Here is a 21770-nt window from a genome sequence, read left to right on the forward strand (position 1 = left end):
TCGGCGGGCTCTGCATCGGGTCCGCCCTTAGTGGACAGGACCCACCCCGTGAACGACACCGCCACCGTCGACGCCACCGCCGACCTGCACGTCGCGAGCTTCACCACCATCCCCGCGCCCGGCGAGATCGCCGCGGAGCTGCCGGTAGGAGACGAGCGCTCCGCCCTCGTCTCGCGCACTCGCGACGAGGTTCGCCGCATCATGACGGGGGAGGACGACCGTCTGCTCGTCGTCGTCGGCCCGTGCTCGATCCACGACCCCGACGCGGGGCTGGAGTACGCCGGACGTCTGGTGCGCGAGGCCGAGAAGCACAGCGGGGAACTGCTCATCGTGATGCGCACGTACTTCGAGAAGCCGCGCACCACAGTCGGATGGAAGGGTCTGATCAACGACCCGCACCTCGACGGCAGCCACGACATCGAGGCCGGACTGCGGATGGCACGGGCGTTCCTGCGCGATGTCACGGCATTGGGGATGCCGTGCGCCACCGAGTTCCTGGAGCCGATCAGCCCGCAGTACACCGCGGACCTGGTGACCTGGGGGGCGATCGGTGCACGGACCACCGAGAGCCAGATCCACCGCCAGCTGGCATCCGGGCTGTCGATGCCGATCGGGTTCAAGAACGGCACGGACGGCGGGCTTCAGGTCGCCCTGGATGCTGCTGCCGCGGCATCCGCTCCGCAGGCCTTCCTCGGGATCGGCGCCGACGGACGCGCGAGCCTCGTCACCACCACGGGCAACCCCGACACCTCGGTGATCCTCCGCGGCGGGGCGGACGGACCGAACTACGGGGTGGAGCACGTGCGGCGCGCGGCGGAGCGGCTGGCGGCATCCGGACTCACCGACAGGCTCGTGATCGACGCCAGCCACGGCAACAGCGGCAAGGACCACCTGCGCCAGGCCGAGGTCGTGACCGAGCTCGCCGCACAGATCGCCGCCGACGGGCGGGCGATCGCCGGAGTCATGCTGGAGAGCAACCTCGTCGCGGGCGCCCAGAAGCTCGACGTCGCCGCCGGTCCTGCCACGCTGGTACGCGGTCAGAGCGTGACGGATGCGTGCATGGGCTGGGACGCCACCGTCACCGCCCTCGCCGAGCTGGCCGCCGGGGTGCGAGCGCGCTGATCGGGTGCTCCCGTCGGCCTGTTCCGGTCGCAGACCCGGTCGCGAACTGCGCAGATTCGGGACCCGGTTCGCGACCGGAGCAGCCTGCGAGTCGAAGGAGAGGCGTCAGGCGACGCGGACGTTCAGGAGCTGCCAGCCCTCGGGCACCTTCGCGTGCAGGCCGTCGAGGTCGTCGGCCTGCACTTCGGTGACCTGGTCGCGGCGAGCGAACGTCCCGACGGACTTGAGCACCGCCGCCCCCTTGATCATCTCGACAGGGGAGGAGATCAGATCGAAGCCGGCGGGCCGGTGCGCCTCGAGCAGAGTCTGAATCTCGGCGAGGTCGGCGCCCTCCACCCGGACGGAGGTGGTTTCGACGGGACGCATCAGACCGATCAGCACCCTCTGATCCTACGTCGCGAGAACCACGGGGCCGCACCCGCCGCGCACCGTGAGGAGTGCGCGGCCGGGTACGGCCCCGAGCCTCCCGCTACGCGCGCCGGCGTCGGACGACGATGAGCGCTCCCGCGGCCATCAGCGTCAGAGCGGCACCGGCGACGCCGGTCCAGAGACCGGCATCCGTCCCGGTAGCGGCGAGGCCGCCTGAGGTCCCGCCCGCCTGACCCGGCGTCCCGGGGTTCGACGTGCCAGGGCCTGGGGTGCCCGGCTGCGCGGCGGCGGTGACCGTCAGGACGGCCTCGGATCGGAGATCGCCCTGGGTGAGCGCGATCGGATGCTCGCCGGGCGCGACGCCCGCGCGGCGGAGGGTGAACGAGACAGAGCCGCTGGCATCCGCGAGCGCGGCGCCGACCTCCTGACCGTCGAAGAGGACCGCGACCGCCTGACCGGGGGTGAATCCGGTGCCCGCGAGCTGAACACCCGTGGCGGCCAGCGAATCGGTCGCGATGCGCGAGACGCTCAGCACGAGTCCGGGGGTTGCCGGATCAGCGGTGACCTGCAGCTCGGCCTCGCCGAGGACGTCTCCCGGTGCGAAAGCGGCGAGCGCCTCGCCCCGCGGTGCGAAGCCCGGCCCCTGCGCGAGCTGCACGGTGTGCCTGCCCGGTGCGACATCGGGCACCGTGAACGACGCCGAGCCCGTGCCCGTGGCGGATGCGGTGAACGTCGCGACCTGGGTGCCGTCGAACAGGACGCGGACCGGGACCTCAGCCGGCAGGCCCTCGGCCGTGAGCGCGATCCCGTCGGCCTCCAGCGCACCGGTCGCGATCTCCGACGGGGTGAGGGTGACGTCGGCCGGATCGATCGGGTCGGCCGTGACGACGACCGTGTCGGATGCCTGCCACTGACCGCTGCGCACGAGCACCGTCGATGTGCCGGCCGCGACGCCGGAGCGGAGGACGGACGTCGCGACCGCTCCGGTGTCGCTGGTGATCGCGGTCGTGACCACGGCGCCGTCGAAGAGCACCTCGACCGGCGCGTTCTCGGGGAAGCCGCTGCCCTGCACCTGGATGCCCGCCGACGCGAGCTCCGACTGCGAGATCGTGTCGGGGGTGACGAGCACCGTCGGGTGGTAGACGACCGGGTCGGCCTCGACGGTCAGCGCGGCGGATGCCGACCACTGCCCGCTGGTCAGTGTGATCGTGTGCGCCCCCGGTGCGACGGCTGCGCGGGAGAGCGAGTAGCCGACAGTGCCGTCTGCGCCGCTGTCGACGGTGGTGACGGTGGTCCCGTCGAACGCGATGGTGACGGCCGCGGACGGCGGGAACCCCGCGCCCGTGACGGAGACGCCGGCGCCGGCGAGCGCGGAGACCGTCGTGGTCGACGGGCTCACCGCCGCCGTCGGCGTGTAGGTCGGGTCTGCCACGACGATGAACGTCGTCTGGGCCATACGCGCTCCGCTCGTGAATCTCACGACGTGGTCGCCGACCGTGGCGTTCGGCCAGTGCAGGATGACCTCGACGGACCCGTCGGCGCCCGCCGTGCGCGTCGCCGCCTGCTGGCCGTCCACGAGGAGAGCGACCGAGCTGTCCGGTGCGAAGCCGGTGCCCGTGAACCGCACGACACCGGCCGGATCGGTGATCTGCGACAGCGTCGCGGGGTTCGGGTTCACCGTGATCTGCGGCGCAGGGGTGCCGTCGACGGCCGCGTCGTAGGTGAACTGCGTGCCCGTGCACTGCAGGCCTGCGCCGACCATGTCGGCGGCGTTCGATCCGGAGCTCGTGACCGTGCCGTCGTCGTGGAAGGTCCCGCCCAGCCAGTACTCGGCGTGATAGTCGGCATCGATCTGATAGGTCCAGTTGGCCTGGAAGGTGCCGTCCGCACCGATCACCGTGTCGGGGATGTCGTTGAACGAGAGGGGAGAGGGGATCGGAGGGTTGAGTCCGCAGAAGATCGTGGAGGTGGTGGCGACGTCCGTCACCTTGCCGTCCGACACCGTGATCGTGATGTCGTACCCGTGGCTGTTCTCCCCGACGTAGACGCCGTCCTGTGTGGCGGCCTGGGCTGGCGCCGCGATCACGACGGCGCTGAGGCCGACGGCGAGGGCGATGCCGGTGCCCGCGCCGAGGAGGCGCCTGAGGCGTGTGCGTAGCTGCGATGTCATCGAGTGGTTCCTGTACTGGGGGTCGGCGGACACAATCATGCACAGGCTATGAATCGGGCTGAAGAGCGCGCATCCGTAGAAACACGGCAATTGATCGAATGGTTCGAGAAAAGCCCCGTGGGAAGCGATATCCCACTATTCTCATTCTGTGCGCGGAGGGGAGAGCACATGTTCATCGGACGTCGAGACGAGCTCGATCGCCTGATCACGCACGCCGAGACGTCCGCCGACGCTCCCCACCGGATCATCCTCATCGAGGGACCGATCGGGATCGGCAAGACCGCTCTCGTCGGAGAGTTCCTGCGTTCGGGTCCTCCTCAGCGCACGCTCTTCGCCCGCCCTGATGAGATCGCGACGAACATCCCCCTCGGCGGCATCCGACCGATCGTCGAGGATCTCCTGCAGGCCGACCTCGCCCTGCTCCTCGCCCGGCGCGCACCGCGTGCCCTGCAGCGCGATGTCCGCGACGCGCTGTCGAGCTCACCGACCGTGCTGGTGATCGACGACGCCCACTGGCTGGACGACCCGGCCGCGGAGCTGATCGAAGGGCTGCTGGCCGACCCCACCACGACGGGTCTCGTCCTGGTGTTGTGCTTCCGAACCGGCACCGTACCCGACACGCTGCTGCACGCGGTCGCTCGCGGAGGCGCCCAGGTGCACCGGATCGACCTCGCACCGCTCGCCGACGACGAGGCCGCTGACCTCCTCCGTCAGCACGGCGCCGATGACGATGCCCTCGTCGAGCTCGCCGGCGGGAACCCGCTGTTCCTCCGCCTGCTCGCCGATGCGGCGCGGGATGCGCCGGCGGCCCGGGCCGACGCGCGCGAACCGCTCGAGATCGGCGACGCTCTGCGCGGGGAGTTCAGCACACTGGACGCGCCCGCGCTGACACTGCTGCATGCCCTTTCGCTCACCCCGGCGGTCGCCCCCGCCGCGCTCGCACGACTCGTCCGGATGGATGGCGCCTTCTCCGGCGACTCCCCGACCGATGACGCCCTCGCCGACGCGGCCGACCGCCTGGCCCGCCGCGGCCTCATCGACGCGGACGAGCTGAGGATCGTCCATCCGTTCATCCGTGCGGCCGCCTATCGCCACATGCGGGCCGGTGCTCGGCGGCGAGCGCACCGCCTCGCCGCCGAGAGCGCGTCGGACCTGCTGGAACGCGCCTCCCATCTGCAGCAGCTCGGCTCGCATCTGACCGCGGACGAGATCCAGACGATCGTGGATGCCGCGGAGATCGTGACCTCGACGTCTCCGCGCAGCAGCATCGCGATGCTCACGCGAACGACGAGGATCCCTCATCGCGCACGGGACCTGGGGCTGGCGCGTGCGCTGCTGCTCGACGGGCGGCCCGTCGAGGCCGAGCGGGTGCTGCGCGAGGCGCATGTCTCCGAGCAGCCGACGGGGGAGGCCCTCTCCCTTCTGATGCAGTCGCTGCGCATCCAGGGCCGACCCGACGAGGCGTTCGAGCTCGCGCGGGACATCGGAGCGGCGACGCTCGCCCCCGAGGTGATCGTCGAGCTGGCGACCCTGGCCGTCATGCACGACGGCGACTACGAGATCGATGCCAGGGCCTGGCTCAGAGAAGACGACGAGCGGCCGGGTCACGCCACCGCCCTCGCCGGGCTGCGCGCGCTGTCGCACCTCAGGGTGGGGGATCTCGATCGCGGCCGGGAGGCGTACCGCATCGCCAAGGACGGCTTCGACACGCTCACCGCGTCGGAGCTGCTGCCCGTTCTCGACGTCGTCACGGCGATGGGGTGGTGCGCGCACTTCCTGGCCGACTTCGACGACGGGGCTCGCCTCGTGGAGCGCGGCATCCGCCTCGCCGAGTCGCACGGGCGCTTCCACGTGCTGCCTCACCTCTACCTGATCCTCGCCTTCCTCTGCATCCCCTTGGATCGGTGCGCCGAGGCCGAGGAGCTCAGTGAACTGGCGATAGCGGCGTCGGAGAAGTACAACTGGCCGGATGCCGTTCCGCTGGCGCTCACCGCGTCGCTGGTCGCCGCGCCCGGTCGGGTGAGCGCGGAGGAGTTCGTGACCCGCTACCGGAGACTCGTGGAGGCGGGGCTGCCGCAGATCCTGTGGTGGCGTCGTGTCGTGCGCCTGTTCATCTGCCGCGGTTCGATCGTGCTCGGCCAACCCGCCGATCTCGAGGCTCTGGAGATCGACCGCCACGACATCTTCGCCTCGCAGAAGCACATCGGTCTCGGTGAGCTCGCCGTCGCACGGGGCGATCTCGACGAGGCGCTCGCTCACGCCGAGGCGGCCATCGAGTGGGGGAGACGCGCGGACCACCCGTCCCAGAGCGGGCACGGAACGATGTTCCGCGCCCAGCTGCGCGTGCGCCAGGGCAGGATGGCGGATGCTCTCGCCGACGCCCGCGAGGCCGCGGACCTGTTCGATCGAGCGGGCGCCGTGCTGTATCGGCGTTTCGCGGAAGCCGCGATCGCCCGGTTCGGCGCTCCCACGGCCGAGGAGGATGTTCCGCTCGACGCGCTCACTCCACGAGAGCAGGACGTCGCGGAGCTCGTGGCCGACGGACACACGAACCGCATGATCGCCGAACGGCTGCATCTGAGCCCTCGCACCGTGGAGAGCCACGTCGCACGCATCCTGCAGAAGACGGGGCTGCGCTCGCGCGCGGGCATCGCACGCCATCTCGATGGCGCGCAGCCTTCCGTTCCGCCGGGCCGACCTGCGCAGTAGCGTTGACGTCGTGAGCACAACGCCGTTCCCCGCCTCCGTGTACGCCGACCGACTCGACCGGGCTGCGGCCCTCGCTGCGGATGCAGGGATCGACGGCATCGTCGTGGGTCCAGGACCCGACCTGCAGTATCTGGTGGGGGTGGAGGGCGACACGATCGAGCGCCTCACCGCCCTGGTGGTGCGTCCCGGCGCCGCCGCGACCATCGTGGTGCCGCGCATGGAGCTCGCGAAGGTCCGCAGCACCGCGGTCGGCGAGCTGGGGCTGGCCGTCGCCGACTGGATCGACGGCGAGAACTCCTACGACCTCGTGGCCTCGGCCCTGGGCGCGGTGTCGCGGGTGGGGGTGTCGGATGCGCTGCCCGCACTGCACGTGATCCCGCTGGCCGAGCGCCTGGGTGTGCGGCTCGAACTCGCCACCCCCGTGCTGCGCGAGAGCCGGATGATCAAGGATGCCGCCGAGATCGTGGAGCTGCGACGTGCCGGCGCGGCGATCGACGCGGTGCATCGGCGGGTGCCGGAGTGGCTGCGCGCAGGTCGCACGGAGCGGGAGGTCGCCGCGGACATCGCGGAGGCGATCATCGCCGAGGGGCACCGCACCGTGGAGTTCGTGATCGTCGGCTCAGGGCCAAACGGGGCGGATCCGCACCACGAGGTGTCCGACCGTGTGATCGAGGACGGCGATGTCGTCGTGGTCGACATCGGCGGCGCCGTGCCCAGCGGCTACAACTCCGACAGCACCCGCACCTACGTCGTCGGACGTCCCTCGTCTCCCGATGCGGCCGAGCGGATCGCCGTGCTCGTGCGCGCCCAGCAGGCCGCCGTCGACGCGGTGCGGCCGGGAGCGACGGCCCAGCAGGTGGATGCCGCCGCGCGCGACGTGCTGACGGATGCCGGCTTCGGCGAGGCCTTCCTGCACCGCACCGGACACGGCATCGGCGTCTCGGTGCACGAGGAGCCGTACATCGCCCCGGGCAACGATCTGGTCCTGCGCGAGGGGATGGCCTTCAGCATCGAGCCGGGCATCTACTTCGCCGGGTCCTGGGGCGCGCGCATCGAGGACATCGTCATCGTGACCGCCGACGGCGGCGAGCGCCTCAACCTCGCGCCGCACGAACTGCGCTCCGTCGGCGGCTGACGCCGGGCGGATCGAGCGTCTCGGCGGAGCCGACCGGGCCCGCCGGGCGTGCGGATCGAGGCCCGTCAGACCCCCATGCGGTCGAGAGCCGCTTCGAGCCGCGCGACCGCGCCGTCGACGTCGGTGAGCTTGTCGAGGCCGAAGAGCCCGACCCGGAAGGTCGAGAAGGCATCGGGCTCGCCGCAGTGCAGGGGCACCCCGGCGGCGATCTGCACGCCCTCCGCGCGGAAGCGCGCACCGCTGCGGAGGCCAGGGTCGTCGGTGTGCACGACGACCACGCTCGGTGCGGCCACCCCCTCCGCCGCCACCGACGGCAGACCCCGTGCGGCCAGGAGCGCCCGCACTCTCGCTCCGAGCTCGACCTGCGCGTCCCGAAGGGCGGTGAAGCCGAGGCCGCGCGTCTCGATCATCTGCGCGAGGTTGTGGGCGATCGTGTCGGTCGGCATCGTCGCGTGATACCCCGCTGTTCCGTCGCGGTAGCCGTCGGAGATCGCGAGCCAGCGCCCGAGGTCCAGAGCGAAGCTCGTCGTGGCGCCGGCGGCGACGGCATCCCGTCCCCGCTCTCCGAGCATGACGTAGCCGACGCCGGGGGATCCGCTCCAGCCCTTCTGCGGGGCGCTGATCAGCACGTCGACGTCGAGCGCCGTCATGTCGACCCACATGGCCCCAGAGGCGATGCAGTCCAGCACGAGCACTCCGCCGACCTCGTGCACGGCGTCGGCGAGGGCCTTGACGTACGAATCGGACAGGATCATGCCCGCGGCCGTCTCGACGTGCGGGGCGAACACGACGTCCGGCCGGGATGACCGGATCGCGGCGACGACCTCGTCGATCGGCGCGGGGCTCCACTCCGCCTGCGCGTCGTCGCCGTCGGGTCGCGCCGTGCACACGACGACGGATGACGCGATGCCGCCGGTCTCGAGGATCTGCGACCACCGGTAGGAGAACAGCCCGTTGCGGACGATGAGCGCGCGGCGCCCCGTCGCGAGCTGCCGCGCCACCGACTCCATCGCGTAGCTGCCGCCGCCGTTGACCACGACCGCGTCCTCCGCGCCGTACGCCTCGCGCAGGATCTCAAGGGTCTGCTGCATGACCGCGACGAAACGGGCGGACATGTGGTTCAGCGACCGATCGGTGAAGACCACCGAGTACTCCAGCAGTCCGTCCGGATCGATGTCGTCGTGAGGAAGGCTCATCGCCCCAGTGTGTCAGGTGGGCTGCGCGGAGGGGAGAGCGGATGCCGCGGCATCCGCTCTCCGTCGCCGTCACGTCCGACGTTGTTGCTATCGTGGCGGCGTGCGATGGCTTGCGAGCGAGGCGGGTGGTTCACGCGGTGAGCCATCCTCTCCGGGGATACCCCGGGGCACGCAGGCCGATCTGGAACGAACGCCGCAGGCGCCTCCCTGCGCTTCGCGCAGTACAGCGCCCGCACTGATGGACGAGTCGCGCGCAGGCCATCGCACCCTCTTCGCCGTCCGACGAGCCGATGGCCGGACGGTCTCCTTACGATGACGGAGGCGCCGACGCCCGCGACGCGCGTGCTCGCCCGGACGCCCCGCGCGGGGGCCTCGGCGATCGCCACGGCGTTGGCCGACGCCTTCCTCGCTGCGGACGCGTGGACGGCTCCGCACCTCGTCGACGCAGGATCCTTCGTCCTCGGTGCGCGCAGGCGCTGGCTCCCGCGGGTGGTCGACGACGTCATGGTCGACTTCGTCAGAGCACCCGTCGATTCCCCCCGGTTGCTGATCACGGTGATCGGCGATTCGCCGGCGTTCCGCGCAGCGATCGAGAAGGCCGACGCCGCCAGGACTCCGATCCGCATCCACCACCATGTCGTCGGGGTGACGCGCTCCCGGGAGCCCGCAGCGGGCCTCCCGCGCATCGACGACGTCGCCGCCCTCGCGAAGCTGCTCGAACTGACCGATGGGCAGCTCGCGTGGTTCGCCGACACGAAGCGGTGGAACCGTCGAGCACGCCCCGGCCCGCTCCACCACTACCGCTACGAGTGGCGATCGCGACCGGGACGAGTCCCGAGACTGCTGGAGGTCCCGGAGGAACGGCTGCGCCGGGTCCAGCGACGTCTGCTTGAGCGCGTGCTCGGCCTCATCCCCGCGAACGATGCGGCCCACGGCTTCATGCCAGGACGGAGTGCCGTCACGGGCGCCGCTCGGCACGTGGGTGCGGACATCGTCGTCTCGGTCGACCTCACGACGTTCTTCGCCCGCGTGTCGGCGGGGCGCGTCTACGGCACCCTCCGCCAGTCCGGGTACTCGGAATCCGTCGCTCACACGATCGCGGGGGTGTGCACGAGCGCCGTGCCTCCTCGCGTGCTCGCCGCGATGCCTCCCGGCGGGATACCGGAGGAGCGATTCGCTCTTCGCCGGGCTCTGGCCGCGAACCATCTCCCCCAGGGAGCCCCGTCGTCTCCGATGATCGCGAACCTCGCCGTGCGCCGGCTCGACTCGCGTCTGACCGGTTGGGCCGACGCCGTCGACGCCGCCTACACGCGCTACGCCGACGACCTCACGTTCAGCGGCGGACCCTCGCTCGCCGCGCGACCGGACGCCTTCATCCGCGGAGTGCGGCGGATCGTCGAGGACGAGGGGCATTCCCTCAACGAGCGCAAGACCAGGATCAGGCGACAGGCCACGAGGCAGGCGGTCACCGGGATCATCGTGAACGAGCGCCTCAACCTGGTGCGGGGCGACTACGACCGGTTGAAGGCCATCATCCACAACTGCATCCTGCACGGACCGTCGTCACAGAATCGTGCCGGGGTCGCGGACTTCCGAGCCCACCTGCGAGGGCGCATCTCCTGGGTAGAGTCCCTGAATGCTCAGCGAGGGGCGAGGCTCAGGGCGGAGTTCGCGCGCATCGTCTGGAGCTGACGCGCTTCTCTGGCATTCAGTCCACGGAGGGAGAGCGGATGCTGCGGCATCCGCGGCTCACAGCACGACCGCCCTCCCCGGAGTGCGGGGAGGGCGGTCGCGAGGATCCTGCGGGGGTCAGGACTCCCTGCGGCGGCGGGTCACGAGGACTCCACCGGCCGCGAGCAGCACCAGCAGCGCCACGATCAGCACGATCGGCACCGCTCCGCCCGTTCCGGCGAGACCACCGCCGACGGCAGCCGCAGCCGTCACCTGCAGCGCGGCCTGGGCGGTGAGGCCCGTGTCGGCGCCGGTGGCGACCACGGTGTGCGCGCCGACCGGGGCGTTCGCGGGCACGGCCACCTGGATGCGGAAGGAACCCGCGCCGTCGGCGACCACGTCTGCGAGGTGGATCGGGTCGGAGTGCAGCACGATCGAGACCTTCTCGCCCGCGCCGAAGCCGCGGCCGATGAGCTCGAACGAGCCGCCCTGGACGACGCTCTTCACGCCGACCACGATCTCCGCGTCGAGCACCGGGGTGCTGCGCACGTCGAGCGTGAGCGGGGCGGACGTCGAGCCGAGGTAGGCCTTCGGATCCGACGGCACGAAGCGCGCGACGTAGGTGTGCGCACCCGAGGTCTCGATGCGGATGTCGGCCGTCGCCGTTCCCGCCGAGACTCCGGCGGATCCGACCACGACGTCGCCCTCGAGGAACTCGACCTGACCCGCCGCGCCTGCCGGCTTCACCGTGGCGGTGAGTGCGACGGACTCGCCGGCGACCGGGTCGGTCGCCGTGGTCGAGAGCGCGACGGTCGTCGCCTTGGCACCGGTCGATCCGGTGACGACGAGCACCGTGGCCCGCGCCTCGACGTTCGAGACGCTGCCGAGGGCGATCACGGGGTGAGCGCCGTCCACGGCATCCGCGGGGACCGTGACGTCGGCCGACACCGTGCCGTCGTCGAGGGCCTTCACGACCACCGGCTCCTCGTCGTCGATGCGGATCGAGACGCTCTCGCCCGGCGCGAAGCCCGTGCCGGTCACGTGCACCGTGTCACCCGGCCCCACCTCGGCGCCGTCCACCGTGATCACGGGCTCGTACTCCGGTTCCGGCTCGGCGACCACGATCTGCAGCTGCGCGTCGGCCGACTTCACGCCGTCGTCCGCCGTGACCGTGACCGTGTAGGTGCCGGCCGCGGCGTAGGTGTGCGTGCCGGTGACGGCGCCCGAGGCCACGTCGACCGTGGACACGGGAGACCCGTCGCCCCAGTTGACCACCGCGGTCGCCTCGCCGGAGCCGCCCGAGACCGCGGCCAGCGCGGCCTCGAACTCCTCGCCGGCGATCTGATCGGCCACCGTCGATGCGGTCACCGCCAGCGGAGCGGCGGCGGCACGGTCGCCGTCGGAGGCGATGGCGAACACGTGCACGCGTCCGTCGCGGAGCGTACCTGCCTCCTTCGGCATCGTGAGCGACTCCACGACCTTCGGCTTCCCGTCGGCGTCGAGGTCGATCGTGATCGGCGCGGTCGCGTAGATCGCGGTGTTCTTCACACTGGACTCCGCGCCGGTACCCGACAGGCGTCCCTCGGAGACCGCGACCACCGAGTTGCCGAACGCCGGGCTGCCGGATGCTCCCACCCAGTCGCCGAACGAGATCTGCACGCGCTGCTCGGTACCGTCGGTGAAGTGCAGCACCGCCTCAGGCTGACGCGCCTTCTCCGTCGCCGTGCCGACGAACGCAAGCTGCGTCGCGCCGGTGCCGAGGTCGAGGCGGATCGTCTGACCCTCTCCGGTGATGTTGTCCGGGGCGCCGGGGGCGACAGCGGGCAGATCGTAGGTGAGAGAGGAGCCGGGGAGCGTCAGGGTCTGACCCTGCACGAACCCGTCGGCGGCGAGCTTGTCGCGGTAGTACCCGTAGCCCTGGTCGTCGCAGTTCGCGGCGGTCAGGTTGAGGTCGCCGATGCACACGCCGTTGAAGCTGCCGACGAGCGTCTCGTCGCGGTAGACCGTGACGGTCGCCGCACCGGATGCCGTGGCGCCCGTCGAGTCGCGCACCACGATCGTCGCCGTGTACGTGCCCGGGGCGTCGAAGGTGTGCGGGGCGCTCATCTTCCAGCCGCCGAGATCGTCGCGGGTGAGCTTCACGCTCGGCACCGGGGTGCCGTCGCCGTAGTCCACCGTGACGGTGTAACCGGCGGCATCCGTCTCCTCGCCGATGATGGTCCCGAGGCTGCCGGTGAACGACGTTCCCGCCGCGACCCGCTGCGGGGCGGCCGCGGTGATCGAGAGTCCGTCGGCCCCTGCGGCCTTCGCGAACAGCTCGACCTCGGACAGCGACAGGGCATCGCCCGCACCCGTGAGGCTCAGCTTGATGCTCGTGTAGCCGCCCTCGCCGTTCGCCGTGAACGGCCGGGTCTGGGTGTCCCACGCGAACGTCTCGCCCGTGCGCGAGTCGAGCTCGGTCCAGTTCACGCCGTCGGTGGAGCCCGAGAGCGTCCAGCTCGACGGGGCGCTGCCCTTCGCGGCATCCGTCAGCGTGTACTGCCCGATCGAGACCGGACCGGACTGCGAGGTCCAGACCAGCTCGGCGGTCGTGCCCGTGAACGTCGTCTTCGAGTTCATGTTGTCGTCGACGAGCGCGCCGACCGGGGTGCCGTCGGCGGCCGTGAGGATGCCGCGTCCGGGCTTGGTCGCATCGACCAGGCTCGTCGGCACCGCCAGCGGCTCCGTCAGGTCCTTCGCTCCCCACGCCGAGGGCTGCGCGCTCATCGTGAAGTCGAGCGTGCCGCCCGCGCGGACGAGGTCGCCGTCGAACGTGGTGTCGGAGACGGCCGTGCCGTTGATGCTGACGCCGGCGACGTAGTCCTTGCCGCTGGACGCCCCGGGGGCGTTGATGACCAGGTCGGTGTCGCCGATCGAGAGCGTCGCGCTGTCGAACAGGGGCGTGCCGACCGTGTAGTTCCCCGACCCGACCTCCATCGGGTAAAACCCGAGGGCCGAGAACACGTACCAGGCCGAGAACTCGCCGTTGTCCTCGTCGCCGGGGTAGCCCTGGCCGATGTCGGAGCCCACGAAGAGGCGGTCCTGGATGTCGCGGATCAGCTTCTGCGCACCGGACGGGTCGCCGGCCTCGGCGAGCACGTAGGGGATGTGGTGCGAGATCTGGTTCGACATGCCCAGCATCCCGAGGCGCACGTCGCGCGCCTCCCGAGCCTCGTGGATGCCGGAGTAGTCGGCCTTCTCACGGGTCGTGAGGAACTGGTGCAGGTTGTCGAGGAGTCCCTGCCTGCCGCCGTAGAGCGCGGCGAGGCCGTCGACGTCGTGGGGAGCGTGGTACCCGAAGGTCCAGGCGCTCGCCTCGGTGAAGGCACCGCCCCACGCCTTCTTGTCGAAGTCCGCGCCGGACGTCCAGGAGCCGTCGGCGTTGCGCGACGTGAACGTGCCCGCCTCGGGGTTGAACATCTCGACGTAGTGCTCGGCGCGGGCCTCGAAGTAGGTGGCCTCGTCCTTCAGCCGCTCGATGCGATCGGCCGGGGTCTTCGGGTCCTCGGACAGGGCCTTCGCCATCTCCGCGATGCCGAAGTCGTTGATGAAGCCCTCCAGGCCCCACGATGCGCTCTCATGCGTCGTCGCCTCGGTGTATCCGAGGAAGATCGACTGCGCGATGCCCTTGCGGCCGACGTCGTTCGAGGGCGGCAGCACGGTCGCGTTCTTGACCGCCGCGTCATAGGCCTCGAGGGCCGTGTCGGTGTCGAGGGATCCGGCGAGGTACGCCTCGGCGAACGCCACATCGGAGCTCGTGCCGGTCATCAGGTCGGCGTAGCCCGGCGACGACCACCGCGCCACCCAGCCGCCGTCGCGGTACTGCTGCACGAAGCCGTCGACGAGGTCCTCGGTGACGTCGGGGTACAGCAGCGAGTACAGCGGCCAAGCCGTGCGATAGGTGTCCCAGAAGCCGTTGTTGACGTAGATCTTTCCGTCGACGATCTTGGCGTTGGTCTGGGTGTCGGTCGCAGATCCCGCCGTCGGGGAGACGGGGCTCGCGTACTTGTAGACCGGATCGGCCGCGCTTCCCGTGTTCTCGAACTGCGAGTTCGGGTACAGGTTCAGGCGGTACAGGCTCGAGTAGAGGTTGACCAGCTGCGCGTCGGTCGCTCCCTTGACGTCGTGCACGACGCCGAGGCGGTCGTTCCACGCGGCTTCGACGGCGGCGTGGGCCTTGTCGAAGGAGACGCCGGAGAGCTCGAAGTCGAAGTTCTTGCGCGCCTGATCCTGCGAGATGAACGAGGTCGACAGCCGCAGCTCGACGGTGCGATCACCCGAGGTGTCGAACGCCGCATAGCGCGCGGTGCCGTTGCGGTCGCCCTTGGTGGTGGCGCCGGATGTCGTGGGCTGGCGGTCGAACGTGCCGTAAACGAACATCCGCGTGCGCCCCGGCCAGCCGGAGCCGCCGTCGACCCAGCCGGTCACGGTGTCGCCGGTGACCGAGAGCTTGGAGGAGTTCACGAGCTGGTCGATGACGACCGAGCTCGCGTCGCCGGTGAACTCGAAGCGGTAGATGGCGCCGTGGTCGGTGGCGGTGACATCGGTCTGGATGCCGTTGTCGAAGCCGACGCTGTAGATGTCGGGACGGGCGATCTCGTTGTCGTGGCTGAACGCGAGCTTGCGGTCGTTCAGCGAGGACGTGGGGTTGCCGTTCGCGGCGGGCATCACGGCGAGCGAGTTGCGGTCGCCCATCCAGATGCTCGGCTCGTGCGAGATGCCGATGCCGTTGAGGGTCGGCTGGTTCTGCGCGTTGTTGGCGCGCTGGTACTGGTACAGCGTGCCCGCGTTGTCGGCGTTGGTCATCGGGGTGATGAAGTTGAAGCCGTTCGGCCAGGCCACCGCCGGGAAGTTGTTGCCGCGGGAGAAGCCGCCGGTCGAGTTCGTGCCGCGACGGGTGTCGACGAACGACACGAGGCCGTCGGAGATGTCGCGCGGCGCGACCTCGGCGATGGAGATGTCGTCGAGCCAGCCCGTGAAGGCCGTGCCCGCCGTGGGCACCTCGACGGCGTGCACGTCGGAGCCGGGGTGGTCGTAGGTGAAGAGGACGTCGTCGACCGTGCGGCCGGCGAACTGGCCGAGATCGACGGTCACCCTGTTCCACTGGTTGGGCCAGAGGCTGTTCGACTGCCCCTTGGCCTTCGCGTTCGCCGCGTAGCCGTAGGAGTCGACGGCGCCGCTGGTCGAGAGGGTCGTGCCGTCGGTGAAGCGCAGGTCGACCGCGACGAACGTGGCCGCGTACGTCTGCTCGCCGTCGAGCACCGGGAAGACGGCGTACGAGAGGGCGGTGTCGTCGACGACCGCGATGTCGACGTCGCTGTACAGGGTCGAGGTCGAGGAGGCGGGGCCCGCCGCGAGGGTGCGGCCCGTGTACTGCAGGGCCTTCACGCCGGTGAAGCCGACGCCGGTCTTGGCGGTGTCGGAGCTGGCGGGACCGGACCCGGTCGCGAGGAAGAGGTCGCTGGGCGGGGGCGTCGCGCCGTCGACGGCGATGGGCTCCCAGCCGGCGAGCTGCAGGATGTTCTTGCTGGGGTCGCGCACGGCCTGCACGTCGAGACGGTAGTAGGTGTACGCCGGGCTCGGCGTCGCGAGCGTGAAGCTGCGGGTCTCTCCGCGACCGGTGAAGAGCTCGCCGCTGCGCTGGTCGACCGTGTTCCAGTCGGTGCCGTTGTTGGAGCCCTGCACCCGGAAGTCCTTGGGGTCGCGCTCCTGGGCGTCGCCGCCGGAGGTGAGCGTGTAGCGCACCATCGGCTGCGGGGTGCTCAGCTGGTACTGCACCCACCCGGTGTTCTGGAACGCCAGCCACTTCGTGCCCGCGTTGCCGTCGGCGACGTTGGCAGCGGCCTCGTTGGGGGTGTTCTGAGCGGATGCCGTGACCGCCGACACCTGGCCGAGCACGCTGCCGGGGGTGAAGCGGTCGCCGGTGACGTTGACGGCGGCGCCCGTGCCGGTGAGCACGGGCGCGGCATCCGTCGTCTCGAACGACGAACGGAACGTCGTGCCGCCGGCGGCGATCGCCTGCATCGGGGTCAGCATGGCGAGGGTCACGGCGAGCGCGACGCCTCCCGCCGCCCAGGCGCGACGGCCGGGTCGTGCGTTCCTCGGGGATGGAACGGTCATGGTTGCTCCTTGAACTCCACTGCGATGTGTCGTCTGCGGCCGACGTGTGTGCTGCCGCCGCGCTGTCAATTCATGACAGCGCTGTCATATGATGAGGACGCTACCACAGCGACGGTGGAGCGCGGAAGACATGATCGACGTATCCGCCGCGATAATGGGGATGCCCGCCGACGACCACAGGGGAGACGATGACGAGATCGGATGCAGAGCAGCCGGCGCGTCCGACGCTCGCCCAGGTCGCCGAGCGCGCAGGGGTGAGTCTGAAGACGGCATCCCGCGCCCTGGGCGGCGAATCGTATGTGAGCGAGAAGACGCTCGCCGTGGTGCTCGACGCGGCGAGGGAGCTCGACTATCAGCGCAACTCCGCCGCCAGCCTCCTGGCCTCCGGGCGACTCGCCGACTCGATCGGACTGATCACCGGCGATTTCACCAACCCGTTCTACTCCGCGCTCGCGCAGGGCATCGAAGACGAGATCCGCCCGCGGGGGATGCACCTCTCGGTGACCAACTCCCGCGAATCAGCCGAGCAGGAGCGGCGGGTCGCGCACGACCTCGCCGACCGGCAGACGAAAGCCGTGATCACCGTCTCGGCGATGCCCGACCACCGCGACTACGCATCGCTGCAGGCCCGCGGCATCCCCGTCGTGTTCGTCGACCGGCCGGCCGAGCAGGTCGAGGCCGACTCGGTCGTGTTCGACAACCGCGAGGGCGGACGGCTCGCCGCACGGCACCTCATCGACGCCGGGCATCGGCGCATCGCGTTCATCGGCGACTACGCGTGGCTCCCCACCTACCGGCAGCGCATGGCGGGCATGGGCGACGTGCTCGATCCCGCAGGCTCCGACTGGCGCGAGCTGCTGCGCGCCGACGCGCACGACGTGGTCTCGTCACGCGCCTGCGTGCGGGAGCTGCTCGCCCTCGCGCACCCGCCGACCGCGATCGTCGCCGGGAACAACCGGATCCTGCTCGGCGCCATGGAGGAGCTCGCGGGGATGCCGGCATCCGCCCGCCCTGCCGTGCTGGGCTTCGACGACCCCGAGTGGGCGCAGGTGCTCGGCATCACCGTCGTGACCGGAGACGTCGAGGCGCTCGGGCGTCAGGCCGCACGCCTCGCGGTCGCCCGACTCAGCGACCGCTCGCGCCCCTTCGAGAACGTCGTGCTCCCGATGCGGCTGATCTCGCGCGGCTGAGTCCGCTCGCGCCGTCTCGGCGAGGGGTCAGGAAGCGTCGAGTCCGAGGACTCAGACCCGACGTCATGTGACCCCTCAGCACCGAGCGACGCATGACCTCCGCGTGACTGACCTACCGGACGCATGAACGTGCACCTGGCACGATGTGAACCATGGAGTCCTTCAGCATCCCGCACGTGATCGTTCTGCTCGTCGTGGTCCTCGTGTTCGCTGCGGTGGTCGTGCTGTTCATCCGCGCGGTCATGGGGATCATCAACAGCCGTGGGACCGGTGTGGAGAAGGCGGTGTGGATCCTGATCGTGCTGGCCTTCCCGATCCTCGGCCCGATCATCTGGCTCGTCACGAACAAGAACGGCTCCACGACCTCCTGATCTGCGACCCGCGTAGGGCGTTGAGGGGTCACGAAACGTCGTGTCCGAGAGCGCTGACGCGACGTCATGTGACTCCTCAGCACCGAGCGGCGCGCGGGGTGACGCCGGATCAGGCGAGGGATGCCGCGCTGCGGAGCTCCTGCTCGCGCATCGCGCGCTCGACCGCCTCCACATCTCGCACCGCGCCGCGGTCGGCCGAGGTCGCCATGGCCGCGTACGCCCGCAGCGCGAGTGACACGGGGCGCTGCCGATCGACCGGGCGGTAGCCGCCGGCATCCAGCAGCCGCTCGCGGCGACGCTCGAGCTCGGACTCATCGACGCGCAGGCTCATCGACCGGGAGGGGATGTCGATGTCGATGATGTCGCCGTCCTCGACCAGGGCGATGACCCCGCCGGCGGCCGCCTCGGGGGAGACGTGGCCGATCGAGAGTCCCGACGTGCCGCCGGAGAAGCGGCCGTCGGTGATCAGCGCGCAGACCTTGCCGAGTCCGCGGCCCTTGAGGAACGAGGTCGGGTGCAGCATCTCCTGCATGCCGGGTCCGCCCTTGGGTCCCTCGTAGCGGATCACGACGACATCGCCCGGCTGCACCTTCTTGCCGAGGATCTTCGCGACCGCTTCCTCCTGCGACTCGCACACCACCGCGGGGCCGGAGAACACGAGGATCGACGGGTCCACGCCCGCCGTCTTCACCACGGCGCCGTCCACGGCGATGTTGCCGCGGAGCACCGCAAGGCCGCCGTCGACCGAGTAGGCGTGGTCGATGTCGCGGATGCAGCCGTTCTCGGCGTCCTCGTCGAGAGTCGCCCAGCGCTCGGACTGCGAGAACGCACTCGATGACCGCACGCCGCCCGGGGCCGCGAGCCACAGCTCCTTGGCGGTCTCGGTGGCCTTGCCGCCGCGGATGTCCCAGTCGTCGAGCCAGTCGGCGAACGAGGCGGAGTGGATCGTGCTGACGTTCTCGTCGAGCAGTCCGCCGCGGCGGAGTTCGCCGAGCACCGCCGGGATGCCGCCTGCCCGGTGCACGTCCTCCATGTAGTACATGCGGCCGTAGGCGGGGTTCGGGGCGATCTTCGCGAGGCAGGGCACGCGGCGCGACACGGCGTCGATCTCGTCGAGGCCGAAGTCGATGCCGGCCTCGTGCGCCGCGGCGAGCAGGTGCAGGATCGTGTTGGTCGAGCCGCCCATCGCGATATCGAGGGCCATCGCGTTCTCGAAGGCGGCGAAGCTCGCGACCTCGCGCGGCAGCACCGAGCGGTCGTCCTCGTCGTAGAAGCGGTGCGTGATCTGCACGGCGACCTCGCCGGCCTTCTCGTACAGCGCGCGGCGGGCGGTGTGCGTCGCGAGCACCGAGCCGTTGCCCGGCAGGGCGAGGCCGAGCGCCTCGACGAGGCAGTTCATCGAGTTTGCGGTAAACATGCCCGAGCACGAGCCACACGTCGGGCAGGCGTTCTCCTCGATGCGCTGGATGTCGGCATCGGACACCGTGTCGTTCGCCGCCTCGGAGATCGCGTCGACGAGGTCGAGCGTGCGCACGCTGCCGTCGACGAGGGTCGCTCGGCCGGACTCCATCGGTCCGCCGGAGACGAAGACCGTGGGGATGTTCAGGCGCAGAGCCGCCATGAGCATGCCGGGGGTGATCTTGTCGCAGTTCGAGATGCAGACCAGGGCGTCGGCCTGGTGGGCGTTGACCATGTACTCGACCGAGTCGGCGATGAGGTCACGCGAGGGGAGGGAGTAGAGCATCCCTCCGTGTCCCATCGCGATGCCGTCGTCGACCGCGATCGTGTTGAACTCGCGCGGGATGCCGCCGGCCGCGGAGATCGCGTCGCTGACGATGCGCCCGACGGGCTGCAGGTGCGTGTGACCGGGGACGAACTCGGTGAAGCTGTTCGCGACGGCGATCATCGGCTTGCCGAAGTCGGCGGCGTTGACGCCGGCGGCGCGGAAGAGCGCGCGGGCGCCGGCGGCGTTGCGGCCGTGCGTGACGGTGCGGGAGCGAAGGGGGGTGGGCATTCTTCCACCCTGGCGTCTTCACGATGCCGCCGGAAGACGCCGCTGATACTAGTAGTGAGAGCACTAGGTTTGATCCATGACCACCGACGACCAGCAGCGCACCGAGCTCGGCGCCTTCCTGCGCGCCCGACGGTCGCTGCTCGACCGGGCGGCGTTCGGTCTGCCCCCTGCGGGCCGCGGCCGCACGGTCGGTCTGCGGCGCGAGGAGATCTCCTTCCTCTCCGGCGTGAGCGTGACCTGGTACACCTGGCTCGAACAGGGCAGGGACATCAACCCGTCGAGGCAGGTGCTGGATGCCGTCGCCACCGCGCTGCACCTCACCGTCGCGGAGCACGACTACGTGCTGACGCTCGCGGGCTTCGCCCCCAGTCGCCCGGGCTCGAGCGTCGCCGTCGAGACGGCTCCCGCTCACGTGCAGAGATTCCTCGACGCCCTCGACGAGCACCCCGCCTACGCGCTCGCCCCGGACTGGGGCATCGCCGGATGGAACAGCGCCTACGAGCGGCTGTACCCCAACGTCGCCACGACGCCCCCCGAGCAGCGCAACCTGCTGTGGCTCATCTTCACCGACCCCGCGGTGCGGTCGCTGCTCGACGACTGGGACGACACGAGCCGCCGGTTCCTCGCCGAATTCCGAGCCGAGGCCGGACCGAGGCTCGGCGACCCGCGCTACCGCGACGTCATCGGCCGGCTGATGGACGCGAGCCCCGAGTTCCGCGAGCGCTGGGAGAGCCACGGGGTCGGCGGCTTCGAGTCGCGCGAGCGGGTGTTCCTGCATCCGACCCTCGGCCGCCTCGTGTTCGAGCACCACCAGCTGCGTCCGTCTGACCTGACCGACGTGCAGCTCGTCGTCTACGTCGCCGATGCGGAGACGCGGGAGAGGTTCGCGGCGCGGGACTGACGTCGGCAGTCGCGAGCGGTGACGCGGAGCGCGGCGCCAGGCGGCAGAGCCTTGGGGTGTTTCACAGCTCCCGGACGACCGTGACCTGCACCTGCAGACCCACGGTGTAGTGCGGCTGCGGGAAGTAGAGCCGATCATGACCATCGGTCATCTTGAAGACGGCCCTGCTCGTGCCCTCGACGAACTGGGCCACGCACGGGACCCGGATCGTGAGCTCATCGCCGGGCGCCGTGGTCGGCAGCGGCGTGCGATGAGGCGTGGTGATGAGTCCTGGACCGGCGGCGATGCCGACGCGGGTGAGGAACCGGCCGGTCCACTCAACGCGGCCGGCGTTGCGGATCGTCCACGTCTTCTCGAACCTCTGGCCCGGCGTCATCAGCGTGCCGTCCGCCACGGTCTCCCCGATGAAGACGGATGCGTCCTCGTCGGAGGCGTCAGGGGCCGTCACCCGCACGAAGCCCCGATTCAACCTCTTCAACCGCTTCTCCGCGACGACCGCGTCGTAGTACGAGAGCACGATCCCGCCCGTCTGCAGGCGATCCTCGATCCGGTTGATCACCGCCTCGGAGGGACAGTTGCGCCCGTCCTCCGCACCCGTGATCGTGCGGCGGTCCCGACCCACCGCGTCGGCGAGCTCCTGCACGCTCAGACCGCGGGTCTCGCGCCACGTCCTGATCTCCCGTCCCAACTGCTGCAGCGGCGAGTGCGCAGGCCCTGGTGGCTTACGAGGTCGTGGCATCGGCGTCCATCTTTTGAGGGGTGT

The 21770-nt window shown here is 70.6% G+C and carries 13 protein-coding genes; 7 read left to right on the forward strand and 6 right to left on the reverse strand.

Features of this window, described 5'->3' with window-relative positions; genetic code table 11:
* Positions 1 to 48 precede the first annotated feature (48 nt).
* Positions 49 to 1122, forward strand: a complete 1074-nt coding sequence (locus ACFVRO_RS03775) for a 3-deoxy-7-phosphoheptulonate synthase (RefSeq protein WP_386949419.1) — start codon at positions 49 to 51, stop codon at positions 1120 to 1122.
* A 105-nt stretch (positions 1123 to 1227) separates the two neighbouring features.
* On the opposite strand, the gene ACFVRO_RS03780 is transcribed toward ACFVRO_RS03775, so the two are convergent.
* Together ACFVRO_RS03780 and ACFVRO_RS03785 are read right to left on the reverse strand one after the other, a co-directional pair.
* The gene (locus tag ACFVRO_RS03780) at positions 1228 to 1503 is read right to left on the reverse strand and encodes a hypothetical protein (protein WP_386949422.1); all 276 of its coding nucleotides are present in this window, start codon (positions 1501 to 1503) and stop codon (positions 1228 to 1230) included.
* Between the two features lie 88 nt (positions 1504 to 1591).
* Positions 1592 to 3661, reverse strand: coding sequence for an LPXTG cell wall anchor domain-containing protein (locus tag ACFVRO_RS03785; RefSeq protein WP_386949425.1), 2070 nt, complete (start codon positions 3659 to 3661; stop codon positions 1592 to 1594).
* Between the two features lie 168 nt (positions 3662 to 3829).
* Here ACFVRO_RS03785 and ACFVRO_RS03790 point away from each other — a divergent pair, with 168 nt between their 5' ends.
* Together ACFVRO_RS03790 and ACFVRO_RS03795 are read left to right on the forward strand one after the other, a co-directional pair.
* A complete protein-coding gene (locus ACFVRO_RS03790; RefSeq protein ID WP_386949427.1) occupies positions 3830 to 6370 on the forward strand; it encodes an AAA family ATPase in 2541 nt (846 codons plus the stop codon).
* Between the two features lie 10 nt (positions 6371 to 6380).
* Positions 6381 to 7505: a M24 family metallopeptidase gene (locus ACFVRO_RS03795; protein ID WP_386949429.1), complete on the forward strand. Its 1125-nt coding sequence runs from the start codon at positions 6381 to 6383 to the stop codon at positions 7503 to 7505.
* Between the two features lie 65 nt (positions 7506 to 7570).
* Here the strand turns inward: ACFVRO_RS03795 and ACFVRO_RS03800 are convergent, their stop codons facing one another.
* Positions 7571 to 8701 carry an aminotransferase class V-fold PLP-dependent enzyme gene (locus ACFVRO_RS03800; protein WP_386949431.1) on the reverse strand — a complete coding sequence of 377 codons (1131 nt, stop codon included), beginning with the start codon at positions 8699 to 8701 and terminating at the stop codon, positions 7571 to 7573.
* A gap of 312 nt (positions 8702 to 9013) precedes the next feature.
* On the opposite strand from ACFVRO_RS03800, the gene ACFVRO_RS03805 reads away from it, so the two are divergent.
* On the forward strand, positions 9014 to 10393 hold the full coding sequence (locus ACFVRO_RS03805; protein WP_386949433.1) for a reverse transcriptase family protein: 1380 nt from the start codon (positions 9014 to 9016) through the stop codon (positions 10391 to 10393).
* A gap of 117 nt (positions 10394 to 10510) precedes the next feature.
* On the opposite strand, the gene ACFVRO_RS03810 is transcribed toward ACFVRO_RS03805, so the two are convergent.
* On the reverse strand, positions 10511 to 16531 hold the full coding sequence (locus ACFVRO_RS03810) for a GH92 family glycosyl hydrolase (protein ID WP_386949435.1): 6021 nt from the start codon (positions 16529 to 16531) through the stop codon (positions 10511 to 10513).
* 188 nt (positions 16532 to 16719) lie between these two features.
* Here ACFVRO_RS03810 and ACFVRO_RS03815 point away from each other — a divergent pair, with 188 nt between their 5' ends.
* Both ACFVRO_RS03815 and ACFVRO_RS03820 read left to right on the forward strand, forming a co-directional pair.
* Positions 16720 to 17721, forward strand: coding sequence for a LacI family DNA-binding transcriptional regulator (locus ACFVRO_RS03815; RefSeq protein ID WP_386949438.1), 1002 nt, complete (start codon positions 16720 to 16722; stop codon positions 17719 to 17721).
* 152 nt (positions 17722 to 17873) lie between these two features.
* A complete protein-coding gene (locus tag ACFVRO_RS03820; RefSeq protein WP_386949440.1) occupies positions 17874 to 18092 on the forward strand; it encodes a PLD nuclease N-terminal domain-containing protein in 219 nt (72 codons plus the stop codon).
* A gap of 109 nt (positions 18093 to 18201) precedes the next feature.
* Here the strand turns inward: ACFVRO_RS03820 and ilvD are convergent, their stop codons facing one another.
* Positions 18202 to 20106 (reverse strand): dihydroxy-acid dehydratase, encoded by a 1905-nt coding sequence (ilvD, locus tag ACFVRO_RS03825; RefSeq protein ID WP_105673407.1) that lies wholly within the window; start codon positions 20104 to 20106, stop codon positions 18202 to 18204.
* A 76-nt stretch (positions 20107 to 20182) separates the two neighbouring features.
* Between ilvD and ACFVRO_RS03830 the strand changes: the two genes are divergently transcribed.
* The gene (locus ACFVRO_RS03830) at positions 20183 to 21007 is read left to right on the forward strand and encodes a helix-turn-helix transcriptional regulator (protein WP_386949442.1); all 825 of its coding nucleotides are present in this window, start codon (positions 20183 to 20185) and stop codon (positions 21005 to 21007) included.
* 61 nt (positions 21008 to 21068) lie between these two features.
* On the opposite strand, the gene ACFVRO_RS03835 is transcribed toward ACFVRO_RS03830, so the two are convergent.
* A complete protein-coding gene (locus ACFVRO_RS03835; RefSeq protein WP_386949445.1) occupies positions 21069 to 21746 on the reverse strand; it encodes a helix-turn-helix domain-containing protein in 678 nt (225 codons plus the stop codon).
* Between the last annotated feature and the right edge of the window lie 24 nt (positions 21747 to 21770).

Origin of the sequence: Microbacterium sp. NPDC057944 (assembly GCF_042887445.1) — a bacterium.
Taxonomy (GTDB): Bacteria; Actinomycetota; Actinomycetes; order Actinomycetales; family Microbacteriaceae; genus Microbacterium; species Microbacterium natoriense.